Source organism: Collinsella aerofaciens (assembly GCF_005845035.1).
GTDB classification, from domain to species: domain Bacteria; phylum Actinomycetota; class Coriobacteriia; order Coriobacteriales; family Coriobacteriaceae; genus Collinsella; species Collinsella aerofaciens_I.
The window spans coordinates 38,514-53,893 of sequence record NZ_SPFO01000017.1 but is presented as its reverse complement, the minus strand read 5'-3'; the positions used below and the strand labels follow the sequence as shown (position 1 = coordinate 53,893).

Sequence of the window (15,380 nt, the reverse complement as noted above, 5' to 3'; positions counted from 1 at the left end):
ATCCGGCCCTCAGGGTATCGGGTTCCCACATTCATCCGCACATGTGCGGATGAATGTGGGAGGTGTTCGGATAAAGTTGATAATCAAGGCCAATGACTAGGTCGGAAAATTTCTTAAAAAAGTTCTTGCCCTTCGCCCAATCGTCCGTATAATAAACTTCGTTGCTTGAGAGCACGCACCTATTCCTCGGTAGCTCAATGGTAGAGCACGCGGCTGTTAACCGCGCTGTTGTAGGTTCGAGTCCTACCCGGGGAGCCAGGTTGTAAAACCCGTCGCTTATGCGGCGGGTTTTTTCATGTCACGATCGCCTAGAGCGAACGTTGCCATATCAACATTTCGTGTCGAGGATGTAATCCCGCGACCCACCACCTCAACATGGCGCGCTCGTTGTAAAATATTGCAGTGATTGCTCCCACGACATGGTGCCGCGAGCACCAGATAAGGAGATTCTTGTGTCTGAGACCATTAACGGCAGCCTGAGCGTCTCGAATGACGTTATTGCCGATATTGCCGGTTATGCCGCGATGACGTGCTATGGCGTCGTCGGTATGGCCGAACAGCTCCAGGGCGCCGGGAGCGTGCGCCTGCTTGCCGGTCAGCGCCTCCGCAAGGGCGTGCTTGTCTCCGCCGACGAGAACGGCCTCACGGTCGATCTTCACGTCGTGCTCGAGAACGGCGTCAACATGAAGTCCGTCTGCCACAATCTTTCGAGCTCCGTTGCCTTCACCCTGCAGGAGATCGCCCAGATCGATCCCGCCAGCCTTAAGATCGGCATTCACATCGACGCGCTCAAGAGCCGTCTGAACTAGCATCCGAATACGGAGATTTCACCACTCATGATTGCAAAGACCATTCGCACCTGTTTTCCGATCGCTGCGGCTGCTGTTTCCGACAAGGCCGAGGAGATCAACAAGCTCAACGTCTTCCCCGTACCCGACGGCGACACCGGTACCAACATGTCGCTCACGCTCGCCTCGGTGACCAAGGAGCTTTCTGCTCTTCCTGCCGACGCCGACATGGAAGCCATCGCCGGCGCTATCACCCACGGCTCCCTGATGGGTGCCCGCGGCAACTCCGGCGTCATCACCTCGCAGATTCTACGCGGTGTGGCTGAGGGTCTCGTCTCTGCCGATGAGCCCATTACGTCTGCCAACATCGCCTTCGCCTTCCGTCGCGCCGTCAAGGTCGCCTTCCAGGCTGTTCGTAAGCCCATCGAGGGCACGATCCTCACGGTCCTGCGCGATGTCTCGACCAAGGCAGACGAGTGCGAGAAGAAGAAGTTCTCTGCCGAGGGTGCGCTCGACGCCATCGTCGTCGAGGCCTACCAGTCCGTCGCCCGTACGCCCGACCTGCTGCCCGTTCTGAAGGAGAACGGCGTGGTCGATTCCGGCGCCTTTGGCTTTGCCATCTTCCTTGAGAACTTCGTGGCCGCAGCACTTGGCCGCAGCACCGTTGTCGAGGATTTCTCCGCTACGTTTGATTCCGCTGGCTCTGCCCGCGACGCGGCCCTCGGTCGCGTTGAGATCGAGGCGAACGACGACTGGGAGGGCTCGGAGTTCCGCTACTGCAACGAGTTCCTCTTTAAGGCCGACGCTCCCTTTGACGAGGACGAGTGCCTTAAGTTCCTGGGCTCCATGGGCGACTGCGAGCTGCTTGTGGGTGCCTACCCCGACTACAAGATCCATGTGCACTCCAACACCCCCAACCTGGTGCTCGAGCACATGCTGCAGCTTGGTCAGATCTACGAGGTCTTTATCCACAACATGGAGATGGAGGCCCACGACCGTACCGCTAAGATTCACGAGGACCAGGAGAAGGCCGCCGAGCCCGCGAAGGCCCTGGGCTTTGTCGCCGTTGCCGCTGGGTCCGGCGAGGCAGACATCCTCAAGTCTCTCGGCGTCGACGTGATCGTGTCGGGTGGTCAGACCATGAACCCCTCGACTGCAGACCTGCTGGGCGCGGTTGACCAGGTCAACGCGACCTCGGTCATCATCCTGCCCAACAACGGCAACATCCGCATGGCCGCCGAGGCCGCTGCCTCAGCCTGCACCGACAAGAAGGTCGCCGTCGTTCCCACCAAGACCGTTCCCCAGGCGTTTTCCGCGCTGTTCGCCGTCCTGCCCGATTCCGAGCTCGAGGACGCCGTCGCCGCTATGGTCGACGCCATCAGCGAGGTTCGCGATGGCGAGGTCACCCGCGCCGTGCGCGACTCCAGCGCCTCCGACGGCTCGCCGATTCACTCCGGTGACGTCATGGGCATCATTGCCGGCTCCATCGATGTGGTCGGCTCCGACGTGAAGCAGGTCACGCTCGATTGCATCAACCGCATGCAGGAGGAAGAGGAGGGTGACGCGCTGACGATTCTGGCCGGCGAGGAACTGTCCGATGAGGCCTTCCAGGAGATCGTCGACGCTATCGAGGAGGCTCAGCCCGATCTGGAGATTGACGCCCATCGTGGCGAGCAGCCGCTCTATCCCGTGATCTTCTCGATCGAGTAGGCAACTGCCCATGTCCGAGCTGTGCTCCGTGCCGCGCGTCTCGGAGCGCTTTGCCCAGAGCAATGCGCTCGACGAGGATATCGCGCGACTCAAATATGTTTCGGGTAAACGTGAGGAGGCCCTTCGCCGTCTGGGAATTCGGACGGTGGGGGACCTCCTTCTCCATATCCCTCATCGATACCTCGACTTTACCCGTTCGTGGTCCATCGAGATGGCGCCCATCGGTACCGTGTGCACCATCATCGCCACGGTCGACCGTATCGTCCAAAAGCAGCCTCGTCCGCGCATGCAGGTGACCGAGGTCTCACTCGTTGACGAGACGGGCGTGCTGCAGGTCGCCTTTTTCCGTCAGCCCTGGATTGCCCAGCAGCTTAAGCAGGGCGACCGCCTGGCCGTGATGGGCAAGGTCGAGTTTGCCTACGGCTTTAAGCAGATGGCCTCGCCGCACTTTGAAAAGCTCGAGGAAGGGCGTGCCGCGGGCACTATCCTGCCGGTCCATTACGTGAGTGATGGCGTGAGCCAGGCGTGGATGCGCCGCATCGTAAGCGGCGCGCTCGAGGTCGTCGGCAATCCCTTTGATCCCATTCCCGCGCCGCTGCGCGCAAAGCGGAAGCTCATGAGCAATGCCCGCGCGTTGCGTTCGATCCACTTTCCCTCGAGCATGGCCGAGCGCGATATTGCGCGCGCACGGCTTGCCTACGAGGAGTGCCTCTACCTGCAGCTGGCGCTGCGCCTGCGCAACGACGGCGGCCTGGTCGATGTGGTGCCCTATGCCCACACCGCGGGCGAGCACCTGGCCGCGCTCAAGCAAGCCCTGCCGTTTTCGCTGAGCGACGAGCAGGACGCCGCGTTCCAAGACATCCTGCATGATATGTGCGACGGCGGGCGCGTGATGAACCGGCTGCTGCTGGGCGATGTCGGTACCGGCAAGACCGCCGTTGCTGCCTGCGCGCTGGCTGTGGCTGCCGATAGCGGCACCCAGGCCTGCGTTATGGCGCCCACGGGCGTGCTGGCGCGCCAATATGCCGATAAGACCGGCCCTCTGCTCTCGCAGGCCGGCATGTCCTGGGCGCTTCTGACGGGTGCCACGCCGGCCTCAGAGCGCGAGCGGATCCATTCCCAGCTGGAATCGGGCGAGCTTGATGTGCTCTTTGGAACCCACGCGGTCCTTTCGGATGACGTTACGTTCAAGCATCTGTCGCTCGTGGTCATCGATGAACAGCACCGGTTTGGCGTCGGCCAACGCAACGCCCTGCGCGCGAAGGGCCCCGGTGCCGATCTGCTCGTTATGACGGCAACGCCCATCCCGCGTACGCTGGCGCTTTCGGTCTACGGCGATCTGGACACGAGTATCATCCGCCATCGACCCGTCCCTGGCGCTGGCGTGACGACACGCGTGCTCACCGAGTCGAGCCGCGACCTCGCCTATGGCGCCATCCGCGAGGCGCATGAAAAGGGTCAGCAGGCCTACGTGATTTGCCCGCTCGTGGAGCCGAGTGACTCGGCCGATGAACTGGAAGACGTGCCCGGTATTGCCCGCGACGATGAGGGCCGCGTAACCGTCCCCGTGCCGCTGCACGATACGGCGACCGAGTTCGATCGCCTGCGTCTGGCGTTGCCGGGTCTTGCCATCGAGCGCCTTCACGGCCGTATGCCAGCGGGGGAGAAGGATCGCGTGATCGACGCCTTTAAGCGTGGCGAGATCGATGTGCTCGTCTCGACTACGGTGGTCGAGGTGGGCGTCGACGTGCCCAACGCCACCGTCATGGTCATCGAGAACGGCGAGCGCTTTGGTTTGGCTGCCCTGCACCAGCTGCGCGGTCGCGTGGGCCGCGGCAGCGTGTCGGGCACGTGCCTGGTCATGACGCACTCCAAGGGCAACGGCGGCGCATCGGCGGCGCAAGACCGTCTCCAGTCGCTCGAAAAGACCTCGGACGGCTTTACGCTCGCCCAGATGGACCTGCGTCTGCGCCATGAGGGCGAAATCCTGGGCTACCGTCAGCATGGCGGCGTGACCCTGCGCTTTGTGGACCTGGACGCCGATGAGGACCTTATCGAATGGGCCCATTTGGACGCGGTCGAGCTCTTGCGGTATGCTTGCAACCTTGATTCTGTGGCGACGCGTCCCTTGCGCGACGCGGTCGCCATGCGTTATCGACATATCTTTAAGGAGGTCAGCGGAGGATGAGAATCATCGGCGGCGAATGGCGCGGTCGTAAGATCGAGGAGCCCCGTGGTCGCGATGTCACCCGCCCCACGACTGATCGCGTGCGCGAGTCGTGCGCATCTATGGTCATGTCGGCATTCGACTTCGATCTGGACGAGGTCCGCGTGCTGGACGCCTTTGGCGGCTCCGGTGCCTTAGGGTTAGAGATGCTCTCTCGTGGGGCCCGCTCGCTCACGACGTTCGAGATCGATCGCAACGCCGCGCGGCTCATTACCAAGAATATCGAGTCGCTCTGCCGTGACCGTGCGCGTTGGCGCGTGGTCACGGGTGACGTGCTGGCGAGCGCCTCGCGCGGCCGGGTGCCGGGCGGCCCCTTTGATCTGGTCCTGCTCGACCCGCCCTATGCTTTTGGTGCCGAGCCGGTCGAGGAACTGCTGCAGAACCTGGCCCAGCAGGGTTTACTTGCACCTGGCGCTTATGCCCTGTTTGAGCATGCCGCCGCCGATGCGGGCGCGCATCCGGCAGACTTTGAGACTGTACGTGAGAAGCGCTACGGCATTACCTCGGTCGACCTGCTTCTTTGGGTCGGCGATGACGATGGTGAGGGCGATAGCGCCGGCACCGATGCTGACAACAACGATGCCACGACGTTTCAGGAGGATGCTCATGAGTGACACCATCAATCGCGTGATTGTCCCGGGCACCTTCGATCCCATCACGTTTGGCCATATCGATGTGATCCGCCGCGCCCGCCGCATCTTTCCCAGCGTGATCGTCGCTGTTGCCGAGTCGCAGGGTAAAAACGGCGTGGGCACCACGTTTACGCTCGATGAGCGCGTGGCGCTGGCCCGCGAGGCGCTTGGTGATATCGACGGCGTCGAGGTCCTGCCCTTTACCGGCCTCTTGGTCGACTTCGCTCGCGAGCAGGGGGCGGGGGCCGTGGTCAAGGGCCTGCGCGCCATGACCGACTTTGAGTACGAGCTGCAGCAGGCCGACCTCAACTATCGCTTGGATAACGAGCTGGAGTCCATCTTTGTCATGAGCGCGCCGCAGTACGGCTATATCTCGAGCTCGGTTGTTCGCCAGATCGCCTCGCTCGGTAGTGACGTATCGACGTTTGTCCCGCCCAACGTGGTCGAAGCGCTCAAACATCGCTTTTCGTGACGTTTCTTATTGCCTGGTGGCATGTGGTAAACTAGCACGATGATATGTTACCTATGAAAGGAGACCGGATGCCGGGCGAGAATTTTCCTGGCGATAGGATCGTCAGCTTGGTCGATGAGCTCGAAGGGCTGATCGAGGAAGCCAAGCCGCCTTTCGGCAAGAACGCTCAGTTCAAGGTCATCGACGCCGACGTGTTCTTCAACATCCTCGACGAGATCCGCATGAGCTATCCCGAGGAGTGGCAGAAGTCCCGCCGTATCCTTAAGGAGCGCGAGGAGCTTATGGCTTCCGCCGCCGCTCAGGCCGATTCCATCATCGCCGACGCTCAGCAGCAGGCCCTCACCATTGCCGGTGAGCAGGAAATCGTCCGCCTTGCGCAGCAGCAGGCCGACGACATCCGCGATCGTGCCCAGCAGTACGAGCGCGAGACGCGTTATGCTGCCGAGGACTATGCAGAGCAGGTCTTTACGCACCTGGAGGAGAACCTCAAGAGCCTGACCGGCACCGTTACCCGTTGCCGTCAGCAGCTCAACGAGGGTGCCGCCCAACAGAATGGTCAGTGGTAATGGCTGAGTTCCCGAGCGTTACCGTCGATCTTTCCGAGCAGCTCGAGTTTCCTGGAGATTCGTATCCGCTGACCGGTAAGGTCGATGTCGCCACCTACACGGTGGGCGAGAAGGAGTACCAGCTTCAGGACGGCATCGACTACGACGTTGTCTTTACCAATGCCGGTACCGGTGTCTTGCTCACGGGCATGGTCCGCGCGCACGCCACCGGCGAGTGCGACCGTTGCCTGGAGCCCGCCTCGTTTGATATCGCCGGCGAGATCGAGGAGTTCTACCTCTTTGAGGAGCCCGAGGATCCCGAGGCCTACGAGGACGGCTACGAGCTCCTGGGTGAGGACCGTCTCGTCGATCTGGGTGAGCCCATCAATGACGCGGTCGTTATGGACACGCCGTTTGTAGTGCTCTGCAAGCCCGATTGCCGTGGTCTGTGCCCCACATGCGGTTGCAATCTCAACGTCGGGCAATGCGATTGCGCCGCCCAGGCAGAGGCGGAATGGGCCGCTGCCACGGAAAATCCATTTGCAGCATTGAAGAATCTCAAGCTCGATGAGTAAAACTGTGGTAGTATCGCTACTTGCGCGTAATCGCCACACTGGATAGTTCATAAGGAAGGTCACTATGCCCGTACCTAAACAAAAGCAGGGTCGTATCCGCACTCACACCCGTCGTTCCGCCAACATGAAGATCTCGGCTGCGGCTCAGTCCACGTGCCCCCGTTGCGGCGCTGTCAAGCTTCCGCACCACGTGTGCCCCAGCTGCGGTTTCTACAAGGACCGCGAGGTTATCGTTACCGAGTAACGGTATACTCTGGATGCGATGCCGTTCCAAATGGAACCACAATGGCCGGCTCAATGAGTCGGCCATTTTTGTATAAGGAGCATGTATATGAGTAACGTTCGCGTTTGTGTAGACGTTGTGGGTGGAGACGAGAAACCTCAGGTCGTTCTCGATGGTATCGAGGCTGCACTTGCCGCCGATCCCGATATCGAGGTCTTGGCAGCTGGCCCCGCCGAAATCGTCAATCCCTTTGCTGCTTCCCACGCACGTGTTGAGGCCCTTGAGGCACCCGACGTTATCGCCATGGATGACGATCCCATTCGCGCCGTGATGACCAAACGCAAGTCTTCGATCGTGCTGTCGTGCCGCGCCATCAAGAAGGGAAATGCGGACGCGTTCTTCTCCGCCGGCTCCACCGGCGCCATGACCGCTGCCGCCACCGCCTATGTGACGCCGTTTAGGTATCAGGCCGAAGGCAAGAAGCAGCCGGTGCGCCCCTGTCTGACCAATGCGCTGCCCAATCGTGCCGGCGGTCTGACGGTGCTGTGCGATATGGGCGCCAACCCCGATGTCGAGGTCGATGACATGGTGCGTTTTGCTCAGATGGGTAGCGCCTATGCTCGCGTCGTCCTGGGCATCGAGCATCCCCGCGTGGGCCTGCTTGCTAACGGCACCGAGGACGAGAAGGGCTCCAACTTTACCAAGGCCTGCTTCCCGGCCATGAAAGCCGCCGTTCCCGGCTTTGTTGGTAACTGCGAGGGAACGGACATCACCTCCGGTAACTTCGATGTCGTCGTTGCCGATGGCATGTCGGGCAATATTGCGCTCAAGGCCACCGAGGGCGCTGCCAAGTTTTTGCTGCAGGAACTCAAGGGTGCCTTTATGTCTTCGCTTGGCACCAAGATCGCCGCGCTGCTCATTAAAAAGCAGATGCGCGAGATAAAGGCCAAGCTATCGGGCGACGCCAAGGGCGGCGCGATTCTTTTGGGCCTGCGCGGCGTGGTCCTGATCGGCCATGGCGCCACCTCGGTCGAGGCTGTTAAAAACGGTACGCTCGCGGCGGCCGAAGCCGTGCGCGCCGGGCTGGTCGAGAACGTCGCCAACTCCATGGACGGTATCGTTTTATAAGAGCGAGTTAGAGCGCTGTTATGTGCTTCGCGGTGCACGCCGTGGGGTAGAATCAGAACCGTGTCTTGGTACCGCCCGGGCGGTACCATTCTTTTGGTATTCATGCACTATGAGAGGAAGCGCTATGGACCGCTCCGAAATCTTCGACAAGATCGCCGAGGTCTCTGCTGACGTTCTGGGCGTCGATGTTGCCGAAATTAGCGATGAGACCACCTTTGACGACCTCGATGCCAACTCGCTCGAGCGCCTGCAGCTGGTTACGGCTATCGAGGACGAGTTTAACCTCGAGATCGATGACGAGACTCTGCTCTCGCTCAACTCTGTCGCCGACGCCGTCGACGCGATCGAAAATGCCAGGGAGGCCTAAGTCTTGGCTTTGTCTGAACGACTTACGCGCGCCCAGGAAATCCTGGGCCATGAGTTCAATAATAAGGTGCTGCTGCGCGCGGCCCTTACGCATCCCTCGGCAGTCGAGGGCCAGCCGGTTTCTGCCAGCTATGAGCGTCTTGAGTTCTTGGGCGATTCCATTTTGGGCGCTGTGGTCGCACGCTCCCTGTTTGAGTCCTATCCGGAGTTTGACGAGGGCAAGCTCACGCGCCTGAAGGTGTCGCTTGTCTCGGGCGCTACGCTGTCCGAGGTGTCCCACGAGCTGGGCATCGACGACATCATCATCTTTGGTGCCTCCGAGACCGGTACCGGTGCGCGCGGCCTGCATTCGGCCCTCGAGAACGTCTATGAGTCGCTCGTGGGCGCGCTGTACCTGGATGCCGGCTGGGATGCCGCGGCAGAGTTCATTCACCGTACGCTTAAGCCGCATTTGGCTTCCGAGCGTGCCGAGCATCCTGCGAACCCCAAGTCGTTTTTGCAGGAGTGCGTGCAAGCCGACGGTCACGAACCCCCGGCGTACAAGCTCGTTGGCTCCGAGGGCCCGGCGCATGCGCCCACTTTTACCGCCGTGGTTTTGATCGATGGTATTCGCCAGGGTCGCGGCTCCGGCTCCTCAAAGAAGGAAGCCGAGGGAGCCGCCGCGCTCGAAGCGCTCGACCGCATGGGTTACACCACCAACGGCGTGATTCTGAACAAGAAGCACGTGTAAGCGAGGAACCGTGTATCTCAAATCCCTCACGCTCAAAGGGTTCAAGTCGTTTGCCGACCGCGCCCATATGACGTTTGAGCCGGGCCTGACCGTCATCGTCGGTCCCAACGGCTCGGGAAAATCGAACATCTCCGACTCGATTCTGTGGGTCCTGGGCGAGCAGAGCGCCAAGCAGCTGCGCGGCCAGGCCATGGAGGATGTCATCTTCTCGGGCTCGTCAGCGCGCAAGCCGGTGGGTGTCGCCGAGGTCACGTTGGTGCTCGATAACTCGGACCATATGCTGCCCGTCGATTTTGACGAGGTCGCCATCACCCGTCGCATGTATCGCTCGGGCGAAAGCGAGTACCTCATCAACTCGAGTCCGTGCCGCCTGATGGACATTCAGGACATCCTGCACGATTCGGGCCTGGGCAAGGATACGCATTCCATTATTAGCCAAGGCAAGCTCGACGCCATTTTGCAGAGCCGCCCCGAGGAGCGCCGCGCCCTCATCGAGGAGGCCGCCGGCATCTCCAAGCACAAGCGCCGCAAAGAGCGTGCGCTCAAAAAGATTAAGTCGATGGACGAGCACCTGACGCGTGCCCGCGACATCAATAAGGAAATCGCCCGTCAACTGCGACCGCTGGAGCGTCAGGTCGATCGCGCGCGCAAGTACAAAGAGCTGTCCTCGCGCGCGAACGAGCTTACGCAGATGCTAGCCGTCGACGAGCTGCGTTCGCTGCAGTCGCAGTGGAACGACCTGGAGAGCCGCTCCAAAGAGGGCGCGGCCGAGCTTGAGCTTGCGCAGTACCGCTTGGGCGAAAAGGAGCGCGAGCTCGAGAAGCTCCAGGTTATGCTCGAGGAAAAGGGCCTGTTTGTGGGCGATCTGGGCGAGCAGCGCCGCCATATGCAAGATGTGGTCGGCCGCATTAACTCCGACATGCGCCTGCTCGAGGAAAAGGGCCACAACATGGTGTCGCGCCTGTCTGACATGCGCGGTCAGATCTCGAGCTCCGAGCATCAGCGTCGTCGCGTGGTCGAGGAGCTCGAGGACGCACGTGCGCAGCTTGAGGAAGTGACCGGCGCGCATATGCAGGCCCAGGAGGACGTTGACGCCGCCGGTCCTGCCGCCGCCGAGCTCCACGAGCGCCGCGTGGCGCTCGATAATCAGATTTCGCAGCTCACGCGCGAGCAGCGCGATGTGCAGCGTGTGGCCGATAACGCCGCGCTCGAGCTCGCCAAGGTGAAGGACTCGCTGAGCAATGCCGAGGTCGAGGATAACATGTATGCCTCGCGCCTGGAGCAGATTGACGAGCAGCTCGAGGAGGTCACGGCCTCGCTCGAGAGCCGTCGTGACCGCGCCGAGGAGCTTGAGGGCGCTCTTGAGGAAGCGCGCCAGGCTCAGGTCGATGCGCGTGAGGCCACCGAGACCGCACGCGCGGCCCTGAAGGACCTGCGTGCCCGCGAGAGTGAAGCGCGTAACAAGCTCTCCGAGGTGCGCTCGGAGCTTGCCAGCCAAAAGAAACTCGATGCCCGCATGGCCGACAGCTCGCCGCTCGTGAGCCGTCTGGTGGGTGCGCTGGGCGACGATGTCTCGGGTCGTCTGGGCGACGTGCTCGAGGCCCCGCGCGAGCTTGAGGGCTTGGTTGAGCAATTGCTCGCCGGCGATATCGATGCGCTGCTGTTCGACGATACGTCCGCGCTTGAGCGTGCCGGTCGTGCCGCTCTGGACCAGAAGAAGGCCTCGGGCGAGGCGCTGCTGGTGGCGCGCGGCGTGAGCGGCTCTACCGCCGCTGAGGGCGCTGCCGGTACCCGTCTGGTTGATCGTCTGTCCGTGCGCGCAGGCTACGGTCCCGTCGTCGAGGCGTTGCTCGGCGGATATTACGTGGTCGATGACTTGGCTGCCGCGCTGGCCGCGCCTGTCGTTGACGGTGTGACCTATGTGACTCCCGATGGCGCCCGCGTAAGCTGTGGCGGCCTGGTGCGTGTGGGCCTCGATGCCGGCGAGGCGTCGGGTGCTCTGGAGCGTAAGCGTCGCATTCGCGAGCTGGAGGGGCTTGAGCCCGATTTGGCCGCTGTGTTTGAGCATGTGTCGGATCAGGTCGTCGAGGCCAATGCGGCCGTTGAGGAAGCGCGTGCCGCTGAGGGCGATGCCGCCGGCGAGATCGCCCGTCTTGAGGGCGAGCGCCGCTCGCTGCTCTCCGAGATCGGCCGCTTGGAGCAAAGCGCCAACAATGCCGAGGTCGAGCGCGTGCGCATCTCCAAGCGCCGCGAGCAGGCCTCCGAAGCCGTTCGCGCTGCGCGCCCGCGGGTTGATGAGCTCACCCGTTCGCGTGATGAGGCCCGCGCGCAGGCAAGCGATCTGGGCTTGCAGATTGCCGAGGCCAACGACGAACTCGACCGCGTTCGCCGTGACGATTCCGAGGCTGCCGGCAAGCTCGCCGACGCCAAGGTTCGCCTAGCCCAGACGAGTGAACGCCTGCGTTCGCTGAAGGGCCGCGTGCCCGACCTGGAGCATCGTCTTGAGGGCATCGACCGTCGTATCCTCGGAACACGCCAGGCTTCGCGCTCGCTCGAGCTGCTGCGCCTGCGCGTCGACCCCATGCACGAACGCTATTCTTCCCTGTTGGAACGCGCGTCGGATTGGGCAGCGCGCCTGCGTGACCAGGCCTCTCTGGAGGAGGCGGACTCCGCTTCGCTCAAGAAGACCATCGAGGATGCCAAGGCAGAGGTTGCCCGCGCTAAGGAGCGAGTCGATACCGCCTCCGCCACGCAAAACGAGCTCAAGGTCGCGCGTGGCAAGCTCGAGGTGCAGGTCGAGGCTGCCATCAAGGCCATTACCGCCGATGGCACGACGGTGCTCGAGGAAGCGCTCATGCTTCCGGCGCCCACGGACCGCGATGCCGCCGAGCGCGAACTCAACCAGCTTGTGCGCCAGATCAACAACCTGGGCCCTGTGAATCAGGTCGCCATGGAGGAGTACGAGCAGCTCAAGCGCCGCGCCGACTACATCGAGGAGCAGTTGGCCGATCTGGAGAGTGCGCGCAAGGCGCTCACCAAGATCACGGTGGCCATTGATCGCAAGATGCGGAAGGCCTTCCTGGTGACGTTTGAGAAGGTCGACGCGAACTTCCGCGAGATCTTCGCTATGCTCTTCCCGGGCGGTCAGGCTCATCTGGAGATGACCGATCCCGAGCATCCTGCCGAGACGGGTATCGAGGTCGTGGCGCAGCCGCGCGGCAAGCGCATCACCAAGATGATGCTCATGTCGGGCGGCGAGAAGAGCCTGACGGCGCTCGCCCTGCTCTTTGCCGTGTACCGCACGCGCACGGTGCCGTTCTATGTGCTGGACGAGGTCGAGGCGGCGCTCGATGACGCCAACCTGTCCAAGCTCATTGGTGCCCTTGATGTACTGCGTTCCGATACACAGCTCTTGGTTATCTCGCATCAGCGCCGTACTATGGAGGACGCTGACGTTCTCTATGGCGTCTCGATGCAAGCCGACGGCGTCAGTCGCGTCGTCTCGCAAAAACTCGATCGCGAAACCGGAAAGGTCGTGAATGCATAATGGGATTCTTTGACGCTCTCTCGCGCGGACTTGAGCGCAGTCGCGAGGCCCTCAACGAGGTCTTTTACTTTGGCGGCGAGGTCGACGAGGATTTTTGGGAGGACCTGGAGGACACCCTCGTCATGGGTGACATGGGCGCCGAGGTCGCTATCAAGGTCTCCGATGACCTGCGCGATGCCGCGGCCAAGAAGAATCTCAAGACCGCCCCGCAGCTCCGTCGTGCCCTAGCCGAGCAGCTCGAACAGCACTTTGTGCCCATCGAGCGCGATCCGTTCGCCGATACGCCGAGCTGCGTGCTGTTTGTGGGCATCAACGGCGCCGGCAAGACCACGACGGTCGGTAAGATCGCGAGCGCCATGGCCGCCCGCGGCAAGAACGTGGTGATCGGTTCGGCCGACACCTTCCGCGCCGCCGCCATCGAGCAGCTCGATGTGTGGGGCCAGCGCGCCGGCGTCCCCGTCATCAAGCGTGACCGCGGCTCCGATCCGGCAAGTGTTTGCTACGACGTGCTCGACGAGGCCGACAAGCGCGGCAGCGACCTGGTGCTTATCGACACCGCCGGTCGTCTGCACACGAGCCCCGAGCTCATGCGCGAGCTTGCCAAGGTGGTTAACGTAACGCGTAAGCGCGCCGCCAATATGGCCGCCGGCCCCATGCCCGTCTCAGTCGTGCTCGTGATCGATGCCGCCACCGGCCAGAACGGTCTGAACCAGGCGCTTGAGTTTAACGAGGCACTGGGCCTGGACGGTATTATCATGACTAAGCTCGACGGCACGGCTAAGGGCGGTATCGCCATGGCCGTGGCCGAGAAGCTCAAGCTCCCGATCCTGCGCGTGGGCGTGGGCGAGCAGGTCGATGACCTGCAGGAGTTCAATGCCAAAGATTTCTGCCGCGCCCTGGTGGGCGAGTCCAATTAAGGAGTGACTAGTGTTTGATTCCCTGAGCGATCGCCTCAACGACACATTTGACCGCCTGCGCGGCAAGGGCAAGCTGACCGAGGCCGATATCACCTCGGCTATGCGCGACATTCGCATGGCGCTGCTCGAGGCCGACGTCAACTTCAAGGTCGTCAAGGAGTTCGTCGCCAAGACCAAGGAGCGCTGCATGACCGCCGAGGTCATGGAGTCGCTGTCGCCGGCGCAAAACGTCGTCAAGATCGTGCTCGACGAGCTCACCGAGATGCTCGGCTCCACAGAGAGCAAGCTCGTCTTTAGCAACCGCATTCCCAATGTCATCATGCTCGTGGGCCTGCAGGGTTCCGGTAAGACCACGGCGGCCGTAAAGCTGGCCTACCTGCTCAAGAAGCAGGGCCGCTCGCCGCTGCTCGCCGCGTGCGACGTCTACCGTCCCGCCGCTGCCGACCAGCTTGCCACGCTCGGCGGAGAGATCGGTGTCCCGGTCTTCCGAGGCGACGGTGCGCACCCGGTCGACATCGCCAAGGGCGCCATTCAGGAGGCCGTCGACCACCTGCGTGACGTGGTCATCGTCGATACCGCCGGACGTCTTCAGATCGACGAGCAGATGATGCAGGAGGCCGTTGACATCAAGAAGGCCGTCAAGCCCGATCAGGTGCTGATGGTCGTCGATGCCATGACCGGCCAGGATATCGTCAACGTCGTCTCGACCTTTGCCGAGCGCACCGACTTTGACGGTGTGATCATCTCCAAGCTCGACGGCGATGCCCGTGGCGGCGGCGCGCTTTCCGTGCGCCAGGTGACCGGTAAGCCCATCAAGTTCGTGAGCATGGGCGAGAAGCCCGATTCGCTGGAGCCGTTCTATCCCGATCGTATGGCCAAGCGAATCTTGGGCATGGGCGATGTTGTCGGCATTATCGAGAAGGCCCAGGAGGCGGCCGACGCCGAGCAGCTCGAGGCTGCCGAGCGTATGCTGCGCGAGGGCTTTACCATGAACGACATGCTCGACCAGATGAAGGCCGTCAAGAAGATGGGCGGCATGAAGGGCATTCTGGGCATGCTCCCCGGTGGCCAGCGTGCGCTTAACCAGATGGGTGGTAACCTGGACGAAGGTATCTTCGATAAGAACGAGGCCATCATCATGTCGATGACCAAGGAGGAGCGTCTGCGTCCTTCCATCATCAACGGCCAGCGCCGTGCCCGCATTGCCAAGGGCGCCGGCGTGACCCCCACCGAGGTCAATAGCCTTATGAAGCAGTGGGGCGAGATGAACAAGATGATGGGCCGCATGCGCACGATGGCCAATCAGGCACAGGCCGGCGGCAAGAAGGGCAAGAAGGGTAAGAAGGGCAAAAAGATGCGCATGCCCAATATTCCCGGTCTGGATGCCATGGAGCTGGGCGGCATGGGCGGCCTGGGAACGGGCGGCCCCAAGTCTGATATGGACCTGCTGCGCCAGATGGAAGCGCAGATGCGCAACAAGAAGTAACGACTAGTTGCGTCGTGTATGGCGAAGGCCGCCT

The 15,380-nt window shown here is 62.1% G+C and carries 14 protein-coding genes and 1 tRNA gene; all 15 read left to right on the top strand.

Annotation, left to right across the window (positions count from 1 at the left end; all coding sequences use genetic code 11):
• The first annotated feature begins 183 nt into the window (after positions 1–183).
• The 15 genes from FGQ67_RS08075 to ffh all read left to right on the top strand — a co-directional run bounded on the left by FGQ67_RS08075 (position 184) and on the right by ffh (position 15,346).
• Positions 184–258: transfer RNA gene (locus FGQ67_RS08075), tRNA-Asn, on the top strand.
• Positions 259–419: 161 nt separating this feature from the next.
• The gene (locus FGQ67_RS08070) at positions 420–809 is read left to right on the top strand and encodes an Asp23/Gls24 family envelope stress response protein (protein WP_171025265.1); all 390 of its coding nucleotides are present in this window, start codon (positions 420–422) and stop codon (positions 807–809) included.
• A gap of 27 nt (positions 810–836) precedes the next feature.
• Positions 837–2,498, top strand: a complete 1,662-nt coding sequence (locus FGQ67_RS08065) for a DAK2 domain-containing protein (protein ID WP_138341213.1) — start codon at positions 837–839, stop codon at positions 2,496–2,498.
• Between the two features lie 10 nt (positions 2,499–2,508).
• Positions 2,509–4,686, top strand: a complete 2,178-nt coding sequence (recG, locus tag FGQ67_RS08060; RefSeq protein WP_138341211.1) for an ATP-dependent DNA helicase RecG — start codon at positions 2,509–2,511, stop codon at positions 4,684–4,686.
• Positions 4,683–5,339 carry a 16S rRNA (guanine(966)-N(2))-methyltransferase RsmD gene (rsmD, locus tag FGQ67_RS08055; RefSeq protein WP_138341209.1) on the top strand — a complete coding sequence of 219 codons (657 nt, stop codon included), beginning with the start codon at positions 4,683–4,685 and terminating at the stop codon, positions 5,337–5,339. Before recG ends, rsmD begins: the two co-directional genes overlap by 4 nt.
• Positions 5,332–5,829, top strand: a complete 498-nt coding sequence (gene coaD / locus FGQ67_RS08050; RefSeq protein ID WP_117820276.1) for a pantetheine-phosphate adenylyltransferase — start codon at positions 5,332–5,334, stop codon at positions 5,827–5,829. Before rsmD ends, coaD begins: the two co-directional genes overlap by 8 nt.
• A 68-nt stretch (positions 5,830–5,897) precedes the next feature.
• A complete protein-coding gene (locus FGQ67_RS08045; RefSeq protein WP_040358176.1) occupies positions 5,898–6,395 on the top strand; it encodes an ATP synthase subunit B family protein in 498 nt (165 codons plus the stop codon).
• Positions 6,395–6,949, top strand: a complete 555-nt coding sequence (locus FGQ67_RS08040; protein ID WP_138341207.1) for a YceD family protein — start codon at positions 6,395–6,397, stop codon at positions 6,947–6,949. The genes FGQ67_RS08045 and FGQ67_RS08040 overlap by 1 nt, the downstream gene beginning before the upstream one ends.
• 64 nt (positions 6,950–7,013) lie before the next feature.
• Positions 7,014–7,193, top strand: coding sequence for a 50S ribosomal protein L32 (gene rpmF / locus FGQ67_RS08035; RefSeq protein WP_022094017.1), 180 nt, complete (start codon positions 7,014–7,016; stop codon positions 7,191–7,193).
• Positions 7,194–7,280: 87 nt separating this feature from the next.
• A complete protein-coding gene (gene plsX, locus FGQ67_RS08030) occupies positions 7,281–8,300 on the top strand; it encodes a phosphate acyltransferase PlsX (protein WP_055309520.1) in 1,020 nt (339 codons plus the stop codon).
• Positions 8,301–8,424: 124 nt separating this feature from the next.
• On the top strand, positions 8,425–8,667 hold the full coding sequence (locus FGQ67_RS08025; protein WP_138341204.1) for an acyl carrier protein: 243 nt from the start codon (positions 8,425–8,427) through the stop codon (positions 8,665–8,667).
• Positions 8,668–8,670: 3 nt separating this feature from the next.
• Positions 8,671–9,396 carry a ribonuclease III gene (rnc, locus tag FGQ67_RS08020; protein WP_117716046.1) on the top strand — a complete coding sequence of 242 codons (726 nt, stop codon included), beginning with the start codon at positions 8,671–8,673 and terminating at the stop codon, positions 9,394–9,396.
• A gap of 10 nt (positions 9,397–9,406) precedes the next feature.
• Positions 9,407–12,943 (top strand): chromosome segregation protein SMC, encoded by a 3,537-nt coding sequence (smc, locus tag FGQ67_RS08015; protein WP_138341202.1) that lies wholly within the window; start codon positions 9,407–9,409, stop codon positions 12,941–12,943.
• On the top strand, positions 12,943–13,860 hold the full coding sequence (gene ftsY / locus FGQ67_RS08010; protein WP_138341200.1) for a signal recognition particle-docking protein FtsY: 918 nt from the start codon (positions 12,943–12,945) through the stop codon (positions 13,858–13,860). Before smc ends, ftsY begins: the two co-directional genes overlap by 1 nt.
• Positions 13,861–13,870: 10 nt before the next feature.
• Entirely contained in the window at positions 13,871–15,346 is a 1,476-nt protein-coding gene (gene ffh / locus FGQ67_RS08005) for a signal recognition particle protein (protein WP_138341198.1), read from the top strand.
• The last annotated feature ends 34 nt before the right edge of the window (positions 15,347–15,380 follow it).

What these genes read in the sequence shown, in the direction of transcription:
- FGQ67_RS08070 (WP_171025265.1), top strand. Translation starts at nt 420, where the DNA reads ATGGTGCCGCGAGCACCAGATAAGGAGATTCTTGTGTCTGAGACCATT.
- FGQ67_RS08065 (WP_138341213.1), top strand. Translation starts at nt 837, where the DNA reads ATGATTGCAAAGACCATTCGCACCTGTTTTCCGATCGCTGCGGCTGCT.
- recG (WP_138341211.1), top strand. Translation starts at nt 2,509, where the DNA reads ATGTCCGAGCTGTGCTCCGTGCCGCGCGTCTCGGAGCGCTTTGCCCAG.
- rsmD (WP_138341209.1), top strand. Translation starts at nt 4,683, where the DNA reads ATGAGAATCATCGGCGGCGAATGGCGCGGTCGTAAGATCGAGGAGCCC.
- coaD (WP_117820276.1), top strand. Translation starts at nt 5,332, where the DNA reads ATGAGTGACACCATCAATCGCGTGATTGTCCCGGGCACCTTCGATCCC.
- FGQ67_RS08045 (WP_040358176.1), top strand. Translation starts at nt 5,898, where the DNA reads ATGCCGGGCGAGAATTTTCCTGGCGATAGGATCGTCAGCTTGGTCGAT.
- FGQ67_RS08040 (WP_138341207.1), top strand. Translation starts at nt 6,395, where the DNA reads ATGGCTGAGTTCCCGAGCGTTACCGTCGATCTTTCCGAGCAGCTCGAG.
- rpmF (WP_022094017.1), top strand. Translation starts at nt 7,014, where the DNA reads ATGCCCGTACCTAAACAAAAGCAGGGTCGTATCCGCACTCACACCCGT.
- plsX (WP_055309520.1), top strand. Translation starts at nt 7,281, where the DNA reads ATGAGTAACGTTCGCGTTTGTGTAGACGTTGTGGGTGGAGACGAGAAA.
- FGQ67_RS08025 (WP_138341204.1), top strand. Translation starts at nt 8,425, where the DNA reads ATGGACCGCTCCGAAATCTTCGACAAGATCGCCGAGGTCTCTGCTGAC.
- ftsY (WP_138341200.1), top strand. Translation starts at nt 12,943, where the DNA reads ATGGGATTCTTTGACGCTCTCTCGCGCGGACTTGAGCGCAGTCGCGAG.